The organism is Acinetobacter sp. ANC_7504 (assembly GCF_056779995.1).
On the sequence record NZ_JBWYIZ010000001.1, the window covers coordinates 740,540 to 755,832 of the forward strand.

Below are 15,293 nucleotides of genomic sequence, written 5' to 3' on the forward strand. Positions count from 1 at the left end.
AAATGATAATTATTTTCAATAATAAATAGCAATGAAAATATCAAAAAATCGTTTAAAATAGGAAATATCAAAACCTAAAATCAAATACATGTTTCTTAAATTAGCGACAATCGCACTCATTCCAGCTTTACTTGTGCAAGGTTACCAAGTCAAGAAAAATACACCTCGTTTAGCAGAAGCTTTGGGGGAAAGAAATGGTTTGGTTGGTAATGGCCCTCAAATATCAATTTTAATTTTAGGTGATTCAGCTGCTGCTGGTGTGGGTGTGCAATTTCAAGAAGATGCGCTAAGCGGAACATTGTTACAAGAACTAAGAGATCATTTTCAAATTCGCTGGTCATTAATTGCAAAAACTGGAAATCGTACTTCAGATGTAATTCGAACTATACAGGCTATTAATAACGATCAGTTTGATATTGTAGTAACTTCGATAGGGGTCAATGATGTAACACAGCTCATCTCACCACAAAAATGGATCTGCCTACAAGAACAATTATATTCACTGATCGCTGAGAAATTTTCACCCAAGCTCATTATCGCGACTGGAGTTCCACCGATGAATGAGTTTCCTGCATTACCAAATCCTTTAGCTTGGTTGTTTGGAAAATATGCCCATCAAATGAATGTTGAATTGGAAAATTGGATTGAACCACAACCAAAATTTGAATTGGTTAAATATGATTTGGATGAGTATAAACAACTCAATTTGAAGATGGCTGAGGATGGATTTCATCCAAGTAAAGAAATCTATCAGCTTTGGGCAAAAAAAATTAGTTCGATTATTCAAAATCACTGTAGATCGAAAAGTTAGACCGAAATTTGATATGAGTGATATCGAAACACATCCACTTGAGCCATTTGTACCTCAACAAGCCAAATTGCTCATGCTTGGCAGTTTTCCTCCGCCGAAAGCAAGATGGAAAATGGATTTTTATTATCCGAATTTTCAAAATGATATGTGGAAAATATATGGGTTGATCTTTTTTCAAGACTCTCATTATTTTCTAGACCGTGAAAATAAACAATTCAAAGAGCAAATGCTGAAAGATTTTCTAAATGAGTTGGGCATTGCAATATTTGATACAGCCTATCAAGTACGGCGTTTGAAAGACAATGCCTCAGATCAATTTCTAGAAATCGTTACACCGACAGATATGTTTCTATTGCTTAAAAAAATTCCATATTGTCGAGATATTATGACCACAGGTGATAAAGCAACTGAGACCTTATTAAAGTCAATGAATGCGTCTGTACACACTAAAGTTAAAATGGGTACAGTCGTGGATCTGCAATTTGATAACAAAGATATCCGAATTCATCGTATGCCATCTTCTTCAAGAGCTTATCCTTTAGCTCTTGAAAAGAAAGCCGAATACTATCGTGAACTTTTCCAGTCAATTGGATTAATTTAACAACCTGTTAAAGTCAATCGAGATGCTTATTACACATCATAATCTACATAATCCCACAAGTTTAAACGTGATTTAATTTCTTTACGAATATGTGGAAGCATATTGAGTAGAGTACCATCAATCCATAAAGATAATGCTTGAGCAGATAATTCTTGTCCTTCTTCATCAACTAAGCGGGCACCCTTCACAATCACGAGCGTTTGTTCTGAGACAGAGGTTTCAATGCCTTTGAAAAAAACTTGTAACTCATGACCATTGTCTAAAATTAACCAAGCCAAATCAATTTGAACATTATGGTTAGATTTTAACGTGATAGAACCTTCAACTAAGTCTTCATCAGTAAGGCAATCATAATCAACACTAATTTTAGCTAAATACCATTCATGCTGAGATAAATCTTCAAGTGATAAAAAAGGGGTGAGTATGTCGTTCAGATTATACTGTCGACTAAGATCAAAAAATTGCATGGGAGTAGAGTAGAACCAAGGGTTCAAAAAATAAAACGTGAATAATAATGCAATTTATCCTGATTGTACAAACCAGTCACAACAAAGAATTTACATCATCCATTCGATTGGGAGATAGGACAAAGATTTGAACATAAATCTCTGAAAACGAGTCGTTTCAGGGTCATGATCATGTATTAACTTTTCTTCACCTCGTTGTTCTTCCCATCTTAAGTTTTGATGTGCATCCAAATGTAGTTGATAGGCAACTTTGGGAAGATTTTCATCTAAAGATTGAGATATCTCTGTTTTAAAATCGGCTGACTCAATGATCAGTCCAAGTTCAGTATTCAAATACGCTGAACGTGGATCAAAATTGAATGTTCCAATAAAAACTTTATCATCTACAGTAAAAAATTTAGCATGAAGCCGCGACGCATTTTTTCCTTTCGCAGGAATAACATTACCCGTCATAATTTCATACCAAGTCCGATCAGACCGTTCAATATAAGGTTTAAACTCGTAAAGTTTTACATCTGACCTTAAGAGTGAGGTTCGATATTTTTGATAAAATGCATGAACAATCGGGACATCATTTGCCAAATATGAGTTTGTTAAGACGCGAACTTTGACATTCTGCTCACTCAATTGTTTGAGGAAAGACTCACCATGAACAGTAGGAACAAAATAGGCAGACACCAAGTTTATTTCTTGAGCGGGTTTTCCCATAATGGATTTGAACTGATTAAACAGCAGTTCATGAGATTGAGCTTTCGCTCTGATTTTATTGGGGCTATCTGCAACAAAATGAGCTTTAGACCAACGAATAGGATGTTTTTTTAAATTTTCTTCTAAAAAATGTTCTGCTTGATCAATACGTTTTTTAGTTTCAGCACCTTGAAAATTTTGCTTGGTTGAATAATGCGATCTTAAATGCGCTAATTCTTTTTGAGACTCAGGAATTATTTGCTGAATATCATAACTCAGCTCATCATTCCAAAATTGGTGAAACACCGTGTTTGCAGCTGAAACTGATTGCCCTGCAAATAAAATATCCATATCCGCGAATTGAAAATTGTCACTGGCATCAAAATATTCATTACTGATATTACGCCCCCCAGTAACAGCAATCGCTCCGTCAGCAATAATCAGTTTGTTATGCATTCTATGATTGACTTTATTAAAGCGAAACACATAATCCAAAACTCTAAAGCTGCGAAATTTGTAGGGATTAAATAGCTTAATTTCGATATTAGGATGTTTAGACAATGCACTTAAGGTCGAGTCTAATTGAGTGCCATTTTGATCATCAATTAACAGTCGAACCTTCACATTACGATCAGCTGCTTTGAGTAGGTCAGACAATAAATGCTGACCTATCACATCATTTTCCCAGATATAGTACTGTAAATCGATCGTATGATTTGCTTCACGTATTAAATGAACACGTGAAGCCATACTCATAAAAGGATCATGAAGTGGTAAAAATGCAGTTAAACCTTGTTCAATATTGCGTTTTGTTTCTGGTGTATTACTGAGCCAAAGTGCGGTATGAGGTTGGATTGGGGCTTGTTTTATACTTGTATTCATCGCCAAATTACATCCAGTTAAAATAAAGAATGTGAGTAAACACAATATATGTCGCAACATAAGCATCAAAGCTGTCGTTCCTAAATCTTATTATTCAGTTGTATGGCTATAATATCATCAATCAAATAGTTGAATGTTTTTATCAAAAGCGGTTACTGTAACTTATCTGTTAAATCTTAATTTACAAAGGAAGTTTTCATCATGAAATCTCGTGCAGCGGTGGCATTCGGTCCAGGTCAGCCATTACAAATTGTTGAATTAGATGTTGCTCCACCACAAGCTGGTGAAGTATTGGTGAAAATTACGCATACAGGTGTTTGTCATACTGATGCATTTACACTTTCTGGTGAAGACCCAGAGGGCGTATTCCCTGCGGTACTTGGTCACGAAGGTGCAGGTATTGTGGTTGAAGTTGGTGAAGGCGTGACCAGTGTAAAACCAGGTGATCATGTCATTCCACTTTATACTGCAGAATGTGGCGAATGTTTGTTCTGTAAATCAAATAAAACAAACTTATGTGTCTCTGTACGTGCCACTCAAGGTAAAGGTGTTATGCCTGATGGAACGACTCGATTCTCTTATAACGGCGAACCTATTTACCATTATATGGGGTGTTCAACATTCAGTGAATACACAGTTGTTGCCGAAGTATCGTTAGCAAAAATTAATCCTGAAGCAAACCCTGAACACGTTTGTTTATTGGGTTGTGGCGTGACGACTGGTATTGGTGCGGTTCACAATACTGCAAAAGTACAGGAAGGTGATACTGTTGCTGTGTTCGGTTTAGGTGGTATTGGTTTAGCAGTTGTTCAAGGTGCTAAACAAGCCAAAGCTGGCCGAATTATTGTAGTGGATACTAATCCAGAAAAATTTAAATTGGCTGAGCAGTTTGGTGCTACAGATTTCCTCAATCCTAAGGACTATGATCAACCTATTCAACAAGTCATTGTAGAGATGACTGGCTGGGGTGTTGATCATTCATTTGAGTGTATCGGTAATACAAACGTAATGCGCTCAGCGCTTGAATGTGCACACCGTGGTTGGGGGCAATCTGTCATTATCGGTGTGGCTGGTGCAGGTCAAGAAATCTCAACTCGTCCATTCCAATTAGTGACTGGACGTAAATGGATGGGTACAGCATTTGGTGGTGTAAAAGGTCGTACTCAATTACCAAAAATGGTTGAAGATGCGATGAAGGGTGACATTCAATTAGAACCTTTTGTTACTCATACTATGGGGCTAGAAGACATTAATAAAGCCTTTGACTTAATGCACGAAGGTAAATCAATCCGTACAGTTGTACATTTTTAATTGGGCAATAAAAAACGGGCGATATACCCGTTTTTTGTTTTTAAGCGGTAGCTTTCAAAACTTCTGCAATTGATTCAGCCACATAATCAATATTATTCAAGTTTAATCCTGCTGCGCACATACGGCCACTACGGACTAAATAAATACCATATTTATCTTTCAAAATATCCACTTGTTCGCCAGTCAAACCTGTATAACTGAACATACCTTGTTGTTTTACTAGATAGCTAAAGTCACGTTCAGGCAGAGCCGCACTCAATTTAGCATTTAACAATTCACGCATTTTAATAATACGTTCACGCATTTCTTGTAATTCAGCTTGCCATTGAGCAGTTAGATCTGCGTTGTTTAACACGTTTTCAACCAACAATGCACCTGTGCTTGCTGGACTAGAATAAATACGGCGTACAGTTGCTTTTAATTGTCCAAGCACTTTTTGAGCAGTAGCTTTATCATCACAGACAAATGTTAAGCCGCCGACACGCTCACCATACAGTGAGAAGATTTTTGAGAATGAATTACTCACAATGAAATTCATACCTGATTTATCTAAAGCACGAATAAGGTATGCATCTTCTTCAAGACCTTTACCGAAACCTTGGTAAGCGATGTCAAGGAATGGAATAAGATCATTCGTCTTAAGTACTTCGATCACTTGATCCCATTCTGCTGGCGTTAAATCTGCACCAGTTGGGTTATGGCAGCAAGGATGAAGCAAAACAATACTTTTTGCTTTTAGTGTTTTTAATTCCTCAAGCATTGCTGGAACGTTAACGCCATTTGTATCAGCATCAAAATAAGGATAGAAATGAGATTGGATACCAGCGCCATTAAAAATTGCGATATGGTTATCCCAAGTTGGCTGACTTACCCAGATATCTGACTCAGGGAAATATTTTTTCAAAAAATCAGCACCAACTTTAAGTGCACCTGAGCCACCAAGTGTTTGAATCGTGACAGCACGACCATCTTTACGCGCTTGACTATCAGGACCTAAAACTAATGCTTGAGTCGCTTCGTTATAAGATTTCAAACCATCCATTGGTAAATAAAGTTTAACTTTATCGTTGCTCGGTTCAATATTTTTGTACGCAGCTTTGACCGCATTTAACTGAGGTACAATACTGTCTTCGTTATAATATAGACCAATACTCAAATTCACTTTTTGAGTACGCTCATCTTTACTATATTCTTCCATAAGTGAAAGAATAGGGTCACCTGCATAAGCATCTACATGATGAAACATGGTCTAAATTTCCTAAAATGTTCAAAGTAAAAAGTTTAATCGGATAATATATATAATTTCCGCACGATCACAAGATCGAATTACAGGACTAATTTTTATAAAACTCAATACTTTTACTTATAACCGAATTTTTTTGATTGTCTTTAATTTACTGAATTATATAAATAAAAATTAAACTAACACCAAAATACAAACTCTACTGTTAGAATTTGAATCACATTTTTAAAGCTATTTGAGTATATATATGCGACTAAATGCTGAGATCACCAAATCAAATGCGAATCAACGTCAACCTGCTCTTGTTCTGATTCATGGTCTTTTTGGTAGTTTATCGAACCTCGGCATGCTCGCGAGAGCATTTCAGGAAACGCATGATGTCATCCAAATTGATTTGCGTAATCACGGTTTATCACCTCATTCTAATCAAATGAGTTATCAACTCATGGCGCAAGATGTTGTAGAAACTTTAGATGATATGAATGTGCAACAATTTCACATCATTGGTCATTCGATGGGGGGGAAAGTTGCCATGCACTTAGCAAACCTTGTACCACATCGAGTAGTTAAGTTGATTGTACTTGATATGGCACCCGTCGCTTATCAAAAATCTCATCATGATCAAATTTTCAAAGCTTTAGAAGAAGTTCAAAAAGCTCAAGTTGTTTCAAGAAAGGAGGCAACCGAGTTGATGCAGAAATATATTAATGAAATTGGCGTTATTCAATTTCTGCTCAAATCTTTCCGCAATGGACATTGGCTATTCAACTTAGATGCACTTAAACAACAATATTTTCAGATTTTGTCATGGGAACGTCTTAATCCACAATCGAATGAAACTTTGTTTTTAAAAGGAGAATTATCCGATTATATTAATCTCGAGCGTGATAACGATCTTATTCGGTTCCAATATCCTAAAGCTAAATTTGTGACGATTGATGGCACTGGACATTGGTTACATGCAGAAAAACCAAGTGAGGTGATCAAAAACATTAAAGATTTTTTATAATAAATTAATAATAAGTTTAGATTATTTTTATATTATTCAACACCTACTTAATATAAGTAGGTATTTTTTTAATTAAAATCGGAATTATTTAATTCTAAGATGTCGAATTATCAAATAAATTCATTATTGTGTCGTATTTCATTATTTTTTATGCATTTTGTCTATTTAATATTCACAAGTGATAAAAATTATGTATCATGCAGAAATGGTATTTGTATTAATTTAGTCCATTTAAGTGTTATTATTATCACGTATTTTAAAATTAATGATGATTAATAATCATTATTAACTAAATTTAAATACTGATTAATTAAATTCTAAATTTTTACGCTGATTTTTGTATTCGTCATTTTGATGGGTTGTTATTTTCGAATAGGTGAACTATGAGCATTCTGGATCTGAATAGAGCTGATCATTTACAGTCCAAAGCTGTGCCTTTGCATCTAACACTGTCAGATGACTTTAAATTTGCACTCGATTTACTGCCCAATTTGATTTGGGTCAGTCACACCAACTCAGGGTATTGTAATCTCGCACTTAAACAATATATCGGTGCGGATACGCAAATCTTACGTGACGTAGACTGGCTTAAATTTGTTCATCCTGATGATGCTGAACATCTTTATCAGATTTGGAATGATGCTCAAAAAAACGGTCAGAAATTTGAAAAAGAGTGTCGTATAAAAAATAAATCAGGTGAATATCTTTGGTTCTTAATGCTTGCTGAACCTAAGGTGATTCAATCCAACCAGCAAAATTGGATGATAAGTTGCACAAATATCCATGATCGTACAATCAAAATGCGTGAAACTGCTGAGGCCTTGCGTGCGAATACAGATATGCTCGATGTCAGCGTAGACTGTATAAAAATTATCACACCAGATGGCAAGCTTGAACACATGAACAAATCTGGATGCATGGCATTACTGGGTCAAGAGCGTGTTAAGAAATTTGGAATGGATTGGTTAACGCTGTTACCACCTGAAGTACGTGAACAGGGGGCAAAAGCGATTAAAACAGCAGCTCGAGGGAAGAATGCCCGTTTTGCGGGGATGAGCACACACGGCGATACTGTGATGTATTGGGATAATATTTTAACACCTGTGCATGATGAACAAGGAAATACGACCAGTATTCTCTGTGTATCACGTGATATTACCCGTCAACGTGTTGCCGAAGCTAAACTAAAAATCAGCAGTGAATATGATGATCTGACGGGTCTGATGAATCGTCGTGCCTTCAAAAATAAATTAAAAGCGGCGATTTCACAAGCAAATCGTGAAAAAACACTTATTGGTATGATGTTTATTGATCTCGATCATTTTAAAAACATTAACGATACTTTAGGTCATCCTGCTGGAGATCATCTACTTAAAGTCTTATCTAAACGTCTGCAAAAGAGTTTGGATCGCAAGTGTATTGTTTCACGTTTAGGTGGAGATGAATTTGCAATTATTGTCTCAGGGATGACCTCAGAAGAAGAATTACATCAAACTACACAGAAAGTGCTTAAACAAAATATTGCCCCCATTACTTATGCAGGAAAAGTGATTAATAGTGGGATGAGTATTGGATGTGCCATTTATCCTAAAGATGCTCAAGATGTATTCGGATTGATGAAATGTGCGGATACCGCTCTAAATGATCTTAAAGAAAAAGGTCGTGGTGGGTATCGTATGTATGATGACGAAATGTTTGCACTTGCTGAAAAGAAGATGCAACAACTTGATACTGCTCGCTATATCATACAGGACAATTTAATCGAACCGTATTATCAACCTAAGGTTCGCTTAGATAACTGTCAGCTAATCGGATTTGAGGCTTTGATGCGTTGGCATGATACACAGCAGCAACTTCATTATCCAGCTTCAATCTCAGAAGCGTTTAACGATTATGAGCTGGCCAGTAAAATCAGTGAAATCATGCATCAAAAGATTTTCAGTGACATGGCAGATTGGATGTCTAAGGGCGTTCAACTTGTACCGATCTCAATTAATGCCTCTCCAGTTGAATTCATGCGTGACAATTATGCAGAATTGTTAATTCAACGTTTAGAACGACATCAAATTCCTGCTCATTTAATCGAGGTTGAGATTACAGAACATATTCTGGCTGAGCGTGGAATAGAATTTGTGATTCGAGCACTACAAAAGCTCAAAAATTATGGTCTTCGAATCTCATTGGATGATTTCGGAACCGGTCATTCTTCAATGACGCATTTAAGAGATTATCCTGTCGACTGTCTCAAGATTGATTATGCTTTTGTGAATCGAATGAATGAGGAGAAGTCAATCAATTCAATTGTAGAGGGCATTGCTAAGCTCGGACCTATTCTGTCATTGGATGTGATCGCAGAAGGTGTCGAAACATGCCAACAGCTCTTAAGTCTTCAGGATGTTGGCTGTGCATATGGTCAAGGCTTTTTATTTAGCCAAGCGATTTGTAAGTCTGAGGCTGAGCAACTGATGCTCAAACAAGTATGTGCTATAAAAGATTGGCTTCCTACAGATAAGCAATAAACCATTGATATATTTGAGTTATGATTGATATAACAATATTTTTTATATAAATTGCTTGTCAATCAGTCTATTTATGCGTATTTTACTTTTAAGGGTTATATTTTAGATAATTTGATGAAAACGACACACTTGATTACTAACGCTTATTATTATTTTTGGCAATTTAACATCTAGTTGCCTAGACGCGTTCGGGCAACAAAAATGTTGCCCATCAAGTTTATACCTGATTGGCAACACCAATCAGGTTTTTTTTCATCTCAACAAATATAGGAGCATCTCATGAAAACATTGAATACTTTTTATTTTAGCAACGGTTATTGGTTCTATTTTAGTCAAGAACAAAACCCAGCCAATAGACACCTCACGCTCAAATAAAAGATAGGGCAATTGCTGCCCAAAGGAATTCAAGATGAATGCAATTAATTCTCAGCTTATAACCACAGCTCAACATACTTTAGAAAAAAAATTAAGCTTACCATTAGAACTAAAATCAGCTTTACCAGTTAGTCCGATAGTTTCACTTCAAATTCGTCAACATCGCCAAACAATACAAGACATTTTAGCGGGTCATGATCCACGTTTATTGGTCATTACTGGTCCATGTTCGATTCATGATCCTAAAGCAACCCTCGAATACGCACAAAAATTAAAACAACTGCAAGAACAAGTCAAAGATCAGATTTTCATCGTGATGCGTACTTATATTGAAAAACCTCGCACCACTGTAGGATGGAAAGGCTTCTTGTATGATCCAGATTTAAATGGTTCAGCAGATATGCAAAAAGGACTTGAACAGTCTAGATCACTCTTCATTCAAATTGCTGAAATGGGTTTGCCGTTGGCCACAGAAATCTTAAGCCCAATGGCAACAGGATATTTTGATGATTTGATTTCATGGGGCGCGATTGGGGCGAGAACAAGCGAGTCGCAAATTCACCGTGAAATATCTAGCCATATGCCTTATAGCATTGGGTTCAAAAACGGTACAGATGGATCAATCCAAATTGCATTGGATGCGATTCAGTCCGCTTCACAACCGCATCAATTTCTTGGTTTAAGTCAAGATGGTGGTCCAAGCATTTTATCTTCAAAGGGTAATCCGCATGCACATTTGATCTTACGTGGATCGAATCAGGGTACAAATTACCAATTATCTGAAATTAAAAAGATTCAAGAAAACAATAACCATGTACTACCAGCTTTGATTATTGATTGTAGCCATGGAAACAGCGCTAAGAATCCATTGAATCAACCTGCTGTATTAAAGCAAATTGTGAATGAACGACCTCAAACACAAGTCCGTGGCGTCATGCTAGAAAGCTTTTTAGTCGATGGCAATCAGAAAATTTCTGATCACATGACTTATGGTCAATCAGTGACTGATGGATGCTTGGGTTGGTTAAGTACAGAGCAATTGATTTTGGATGTTGCTCAACAACTCTCCTAATATAATTCGTAAAAAAGAACCCATGAAATATGGGTTCTTTTTTTTGCCTTTAAGATTTGAATGTTTGTTCAAAGCATTAAATATTTGATGAAACAGCTGAAATAACCTTATATTTCTATTAGTATTTTAAGTATTTAATATTTATAACTTGGGGAAATTAATGTTCAGTAATGAATTACTTAGCGAAGCTCGGCAATTCATGTTCAGATTGCTTAAAAGCGTTTTTGACCATGAGGGATCAGATTTATTTATTTCAGCTGATTTTCCTCCAAGTATGAAACATCAAGGTTCAATGAAGCCTTTAAGTTCTCAAGCTTTGACTGCAGAAAAAACAAAACTATTCGCTTATAGCTTAATGAATGAAAAACAAAGAGCAGAATTTGAGAGTGAATTAGAATGTAATTTTGCCATTAATGTCCCAGATGTATCGCGCTTTCGCGTGAATGTTTTTCAACAGCAACTTAATGTAGGGATGGTCATTCGTACCATTACCTCTGAAATTCCAAACTTTGAAAAGTTGAAATTACCAGAAACATTGAAAGATGTGGTAATGGAAAAGCGAGGTTTAATTCTAGTGGTTGGTGGCACTGGATCGGGTAAATCTACTTCACTTGCTGCCATGATTGATTACCGTAATGAGAACTCAGCAGGGCACATCATTACTGTAGAAGATCCAGTTGAATACGTGCATAAACATAAAAAATCAATGGTCACTCACCGAGAAGTCGGAGTGGACTGTCACTCATGGCATAATGCGCTTAAAAACACACTTCGTCAGGCACCAGATGTAATTTTAATTGGCGAAATCCGTGATACGGAGACCATGGAGCATGCGATCGCTTTTGCAGAGACTGGTCATCTGTGCTTAGGCACGTTGCATTCGAATAATGCCAATCAAACCTTAGATCGAATTATCAACTTTTTCCCTGAAGAACGGCGCAATCAGTTGCTTATGGATCTTTCATCAAATATGAAAGCCATTATTTCTCAACGTTTAGTTCGAACTGAAGATGGTGTCGGACGTAGAGCTGCTGTAGAAGTCATGCTAAATACACCTTTAGTTTCTGATTTGATTTTGAAAGGTAACTTTCATGAGTTGAAAGAAATTATGACCAAGTCGCGAGAACTTGGTATGCAAACATTTGACCAAGCATTATTTGATTTATATAACGAAGGTGCGATCAGTTATGATGAAGCCATTCGTAATGCTGACTCTAAAAATGAATTACGTCTACAGATTAAGCTAAAAAGTACACGCGTCCGAGAGAATGCTGAAACCTCTTCACAAACCTTCAGTATGTTTGATGAAGATGCAGAGAGCTAATTAAATAAAAAAGCCTTCATCTGAAGGCTTTTTTTTGGACAAATTTTTAGCTATCTAGAACGCTTTTACTTTAGTTTGAACAACGAAGCGGTAAAACAGCAAGCTTAATAGCGTCAATATCGCGCATAATATATATGCAATCGAATACTGATAGTGTGTGATCACAATACCTAAAATAAAAGAACCTAATGCGATGCCAATATCGTAAAAGGTGTAAAAAGTTGAACTCGCATGTCCAACACGTTCACGTGCTACAGCTTGAATGGCTTGCGTTTGGAGACATGGCTGAGCAGACCCAAAGCCTATACCAATAAAGACAGCAGATATCAATAATCCGGCAGCAGAATGAATTTGGCTTAGAATGAATAGCCCAATGCTAAAGCTCACAATCGCTGGATAGACAACGTAGGCAGGACCCTTAGAGTCATATAACTTTCCTGTGAAGGGTCTTAGAAGCATCATGGAAATTGCAAAAACAGCAAAGAATAAGCTCGCATAGGTCAATAAATTTTTTGATTCAGCATATGTCGAGATAAAAGACATGATACTTGCATAAGAAAATGAGATGAGCATCGCCATCATCGCAACAGGTAAAGCTTTAATCTCAACAAAATCATGAACACTAATTTTTGTTTTGCGCTTAACAGTTTGAAATTGTGTCTGGATCGGAATCAAAAAGCAGAACAAATAACCAATAAAAACAATTGCAGCTAAAAGTGTAGCCACTGGAATATATCCCCATGGTTGAATGAGAATCAAGCCCAACATGGGTCCTAGTACAATGGCAAGATTGACTGACATGACAAAATAGCCCATGCCTTCACCTTTACGCTGATTTGGAATGAAGTCATTGACGATTGGTATCATGGCAGTGGTCAAAATACTGAACCAAATTCCTTGTAGTAACCGAATGACCAGTAATAGGGTTAGATTATCAGCAAAGATATAAGCGAAAGAGAGCAGTACAAAAAATGACTCAGAGATATAAAGTGCTTTTTTAAGCCCAATCTTCTCGATAATGAGACCGGTAAACGGTCGTATTGCGATCGATGAAGCTAGAAATAAAGTCAGTGCAAGCCCAGCTTGGGTAATATTGCCATTTAAATCATTCAGAATATAAATTGGCAATATCGTTGTCTGAGCAAAATAGAAGATAAAAATAAATAAGTTATTAATTAGACACAGAATAAAAGATTTATTCCATAGATGCTCAGCATGTATAGAAGACATAGACAACCTTGAAATATTGAACAATTAAAAGCTTCAATCTGTGCCAAATAAAATTATTTTTGGTTTTGGTCAGCAATGAAGTAGGGAGAGAAGTTGAATTAATTATAATCAAATTACATGAAAATTACAGCAAAAAGTGAGCCATTCATCCGAAAATGTATAAATAAAAAACCAGTCCGTAGACTGGTCATAAATATCACAAACCTGATTCATAATCTGTATTTGAGAGAAGTTGTTCTACATCTGCCAAATTAGATGGTTTAATTTTGTAGATCCAGCCTTTGCCATAGGGATCATCATTTACAAAATCTGGATCATCTTCTAGATTTTCATTAATTTCTACAACTACACCACTTACAGGAGCATGAATATCAGAAGCTGTTTTCACAGACTCAACTACACCCGCTTGTTCACCAGCAGTCAATTCACGACCTACTTCAGGTGCTTCTACATAGACAAGATCACCCAATGCATCTTGTGCGTGATCTGAGATCCCAGTAACAACGAGATCACCTTCAATACGTACCCATTCGTGTGTGCGAGCATATTTAAGCTCTGAAGGATGATTCATCACGACTCCTCAATTCGATTTGAAAAATTTTCTTGTGTTATACAGTGTTTTATTTAAAAACGAAAGTTCTATAAATATGGATCTTTACGCCAACTGCTTGGACTTCGACCACTCCAACGTTTAAATGCACGACTGAAATTCGCAACATCTGAATAACCGAGTTCATCTGCGATTTGTTCGAGTGAATAGTCAGTACGTGACAGTAGGGAGGTTGCATGACGATATCGAACTTCATCCACTAAGGTTGAAAAAGAAGTTCCTTCTGCAGCCAACTGACGTTTCAATGTACGATCAGACATATGCAGGCGATCTGCCACATTTTCAATACTTAAATAGTGTTGTTCAGAATGTGTCAAAATATCGCGAACACGCATTGAAATTCGACGGCGTTCGCCCAGCTCTGATAGTTCTGCTTCGCACTGATTAATTGCAATTTGACTGGCAATCGGATCTGCGTTAACCATCTTCAGGCCTAAATAACTTTTATCGAAACTGGCAAGAAAATGAGTCTGGTCAAAATGAATAATCGTTTTGGGATGTAGACGACTGATGTATTTGTCAAAGCCTTCAGGTTTCGGGAAGTCAAAATTAATTTCGCCATACAAATCATTAATGCCTGTCAGTGCTTTTGCCATTGTAATGACACCAAAAGTCAAAGCCATGACAATTTCAGTTCTCAGCGGTTCAAGATCAATATCACATTGTAACTGCAAAGAAACTTGTTCTGTAAATGTCGAGAAATGAAATTGCAGAAAAGGCATACGCAGTTGTATAAAGCGATTGGCTAAAATAAGTGCATCAGTAATCTCATTCGAGGTCATAATGGCATAGCCAATAAAACCATGGATAGAAATCCGCATTTGGTTACCAAGATGATAACCAAGAGAACTTTCACCTGTCATTTTGCGCGCGAGAATAATCATCTCATTCGCTACATGTAGTGGAATTCTAAATTCAGGATCGGCAAGTTGCTCGTTGGTGAATCCAAAGGGAGCGAATAGCGACTCAGCACTATAACCCCAACGAGAAACAACATCTAAAAGTAAGAGTCCGTAAACACCTGGAATGCCTAAATCTGGGCGAACTGAAACTGTTTTCATGTGCGATCCATTGCTTTACACAATTTTTTTCATAATTTTTGGTGAAAATAATACTGACATAAATTCCAGATAGAAAATACCAATTTTGTCG

Annotated in this window: 13 protein-coding genes; 7 read left to right on the plus strand and 6 right to left on the minus strand. The window is 36.6% G+C overall.

Features of this window, described 5'->3' with window-relative positions:
• Positions 1-88 precede the first annotated feature (88 nt).
• Together AC1M9F_RS03705 and AC1M9F_RS03710 are read left to right on the plus strand one after the other, a co-directional pair.
• A complete protein-coding gene (locus AC1M9F_RS03705) occupies positions 89-811 on the plus strand; it encodes an SGNH/GDSL hydrolase family protein (protein ID WP_481587907.1) in 723 nt (240 codons plus the stop codon).
• A gap of 13 nt (positions 812-824) precedes the next feature.
• The gene (locus AC1M9F_RS03710) at positions 825-1,412 is read left to right on the plus strand and encodes a uracil-DNA glycosylase family protein (protein ID WP_481587908.1); all 588 of its coding nucleotides are present in this window, start codon (positions 825-827) and stop codon (positions 1,410-1,412) included.
• Between the two features lie 29 nt (positions 1,413-1,441).
• Here the strand turns inward: AC1M9F_RS03710 and AC1M9F_RS03715 are convergent, their stop codons facing one another.
• Positions 1,442-1,879 carry a hypothetical protein gene (locus AC1M9F_RS03715; protein WP_481587909.1) on the minus strand — a complete coding sequence of 146 codons (438 nt, stop codon included), beginning with the start codon at positions 1,877-1,879 and terminating at the stop codon, positions 1,442-1,444.
• A 90-nt stretch (positions 1,880-1,969) separates the two neighbouring features.
• Entirely contained in the window at positions 1,970-3,448 is a 1,479-nt protein-coding gene (locus AC1M9F_RS03720) for a phospholipase D family protein (RefSeq protein ID WP_481597091.1), read from the minus strand.
• A 201-nt stretch (positions 3,449-3,649) separates the two neighbouring features.
• Here AC1M9F_RS03720 and AC1M9F_RS03725 point away from each other — a divergent pair, with 201 nt between their 5' ends.
• Positions 3,650-4,759 carry an S-(hydroxymethyl)glutathione dehydrogenase/class III alcohol dehydrogenase gene (locus tag AC1M9F_RS03725; protein ID WP_092766302.1) on the plus strand — a complete coding sequence of 370 codons (1,110 nt, stop codon included), beginning with the start codon at positions 3,650-3,652 and terminating at the stop codon, positions 4,757-4,759.
• Between the two features lie 40 nt (positions 4,760-4,799).
• Here AC1M9F_RS03725 and AC1M9F_RS03730 read toward each other — a convergent pair whose 3' ends face one another.
• The gene (locus AC1M9F_RS03730) at positions 4,800-6,005 is read right to left on the minus strand and encodes an amino acid aminotransferase (RefSeq protein WP_481587911.1); all 1,206 of its coding nucleotides are present in this window, start codon (positions 6,003-6,005) and stop codon (positions 4,800-4,802) included.
• Between the two features lie 244 nt (positions 6,006-6,249).
• Here AC1M9F_RS03730 and AC1M9F_RS03735 point away from each other — a divergent pair, with 244 nt between their 5' ends.
• The 4 genes from AC1M9F_RS03735 to AC1M9F_RS03750 all read left to right on the plus strand — a co-directional run bounded on the left by AC1M9F_RS03735 (position 6,250) and on the right by AC1M9F_RS03750 (position 12,301).
• Positions 6,250-7,011 (plus strand): alpha/beta fold hydrolase, encoded by a 762-nt coding sequence (locus AC1M9F_RS03735; RefSeq protein ID WP_481587912.1) that lies wholly within the window; start codon positions 6,250-6,252, stop codon positions 7,009-7,011.
• Positions 7,012-7,394: 383 nt separating this feature from the next.
• Complete coding sequence (locus tag AC1M9F_RS03740) at positions 7,395-9,530, plus strand: sensor domain-containing protein (protein WP_180027846.1); 2,136 nt, start codon at positions 7,395-7,397, stop codon at positions 9,528-9,530.
• 409 nt (positions 9,531-9,939) lie between these two features.
• Positions 9,940-10,977 carry a 3-deoxy-7-phosphoheptulonate synthase gene (locus AC1M9F_RS03745; RefSeq protein WP_481590965.1) on the plus strand — a complete coding sequence of 346 codons (1,038 nt, stop codon included), beginning with the start codon at positions 9,940-9,942 and terminating at the stop codon, positions 10,975-10,977.
• Between the two features lie 160 nt (positions 10,978-11,137).
• Positions 11,138-12,301, plus strand: coding sequence for a PilT/PilU family type 4a pilus ATPase (locus AC1M9F_RS03750; protein WP_179997983.1), 1,164 nt, complete (start codon positions 11,138-11,140; stop codon positions 12,299-12,301).
• Between the two features lie 54 nt (positions 12,302-12,355).
• Here AC1M9F_RS03750 and AC1M9F_RS03755 read toward each other — a convergent pair whose 3' ends face one another.
• The 3 genes from AC1M9F_RS03755 to AC1M9F_RS03765 all read right to left on the minus strand — a co-directional run bounded on the left by AC1M9F_RS03755 (position 12,356) and on the right by AC1M9F_RS03765 (position 15,202).
• A complete protein-coding gene (locus tag AC1M9F_RS03755; RefSeq protein ID WP_481597092.1) occupies positions 12,356-13,531 on the minus strand; it encodes an MFS transporter in 1,176 nt (391 codons plus the stop codon).
• 196 nt (positions 13,532-13,727) lie between these two features.
• Entirely contained in the window at positions 13,728-14,102 is a 375-nt protein-coding gene (gene gcvH / locus AC1M9F_RS03760; RefSeq protein ID WP_035267502.1) for a glycine cleavage system protein GcvH, read from the minus strand.
• Positions 14,103-14,170: 68 nt separating this feature from the next.
• The gene (locus AC1M9F_RS03765) at positions 14,171-15,202 is read right to left on the minus strand and encodes an AraC family transcriptional regulator (protein ID WP_179997980.1); all 1,032 of its coding nucleotides are present in this window, start codon (positions 15,200-15,202) and stop codon (positions 14,171-14,173) included.
• Positions 15,203-15,293 lie beyond the last annotated feature (91 nt).

Excerpts from the sequence above, each read along its gene's own strand:
- AC1M9F_RS03705 (WP_481587907.1), top strand. The coding sequence starts at position 89 with ATGTTTCTTAAATTAGCGACAATCGCACTCATTCCAGCTTTACTTGTG.
- AC1M9F_RS03710 (WP_481587908.1), top strand. The coding sequence starts at position 825 with ATGAGTGATATCGAAACACATCCACTTGAGCCATTTGTACCTCAACAA.
- AC1M9F_RS03715 (WP_481587909.1), bottom strand. The coding sequence starts at position 1,879 with ATGCAATTTTTTGATCTTAGTCGACAGTATAATCTGAACGACATACTC.
- AC1M9F_RS03720 (WP_481597091.1), bottom strand. The coding sequence starts at position 3,448 with ATGAATACAAGTATAAAACAAGCCCCAATCCAACCTCATACCGCACTT.
- AC1M9F_RS03725 (WP_092766302.1), top strand. The coding sequence starts at position 3,650 with ATGAAATCTCGTGCAGCGGTGGCATTCGGTCCAGGTCAGCCATTACAA.
- AC1M9F_RS03730 (WP_481587911.1), bottom strand. The coding sequence starts at position 6,005 with ATGTTTCATCATGTAGATGCTTATGCAGGTGACCCTATTCTTTCACTT.
- AC1M9F_RS03735 (WP_481587912.1), top strand. The coding sequence starts at position 6,250 with ATGCGACTAAATGCTGAGATCACCAAATCAAATGCGAATCAACGTCAA.
- AC1M9F_RS03740 (WP_180027846.1), top strand. The coding sequence starts at position 7,395 with ATGAGCATTCTGGATCTGAATAGAGCTGATCATTTACAGTCCAAAGCT.
- AC1M9F_RS03745 (WP_481590965.1), top strand. The coding sequence starts at position 9,940 with ATGAATGCAATTAATTCTCAGCTTATAACCACAGCTCAACATACTTTA.
- AC1M9F_RS03750 (WP_179997983.1), top strand. The coding sequence starts at position 11,138 with ATGTTCAGTAATGAATTACTTAGCGAAGCTCGGCAATTCATGTTCAGA.
- AC1M9F_RS03755 (WP_481597092.1), bottom strand. The coding sequence starts at position 13,531 with ATGTCTTCTATACATGCTGAGCATCTATGGAATAAATCTTTTATTCTG.
- gcvH (WP_035267502.1), bottom strand. The coding sequence starts at position 14,102 with ATGAATCATCCTTCAGAGCTTAAATATGCTCGCACACACGAATGGGTA.
- AC1M9F_RS03765 (WP_179997980.1), bottom strand. The coding sequence starts at position 15,202 with ATGAAAACAGTTTCAGTTCGCCCAGATTTAGGCATTCCAGGTGTTTAC.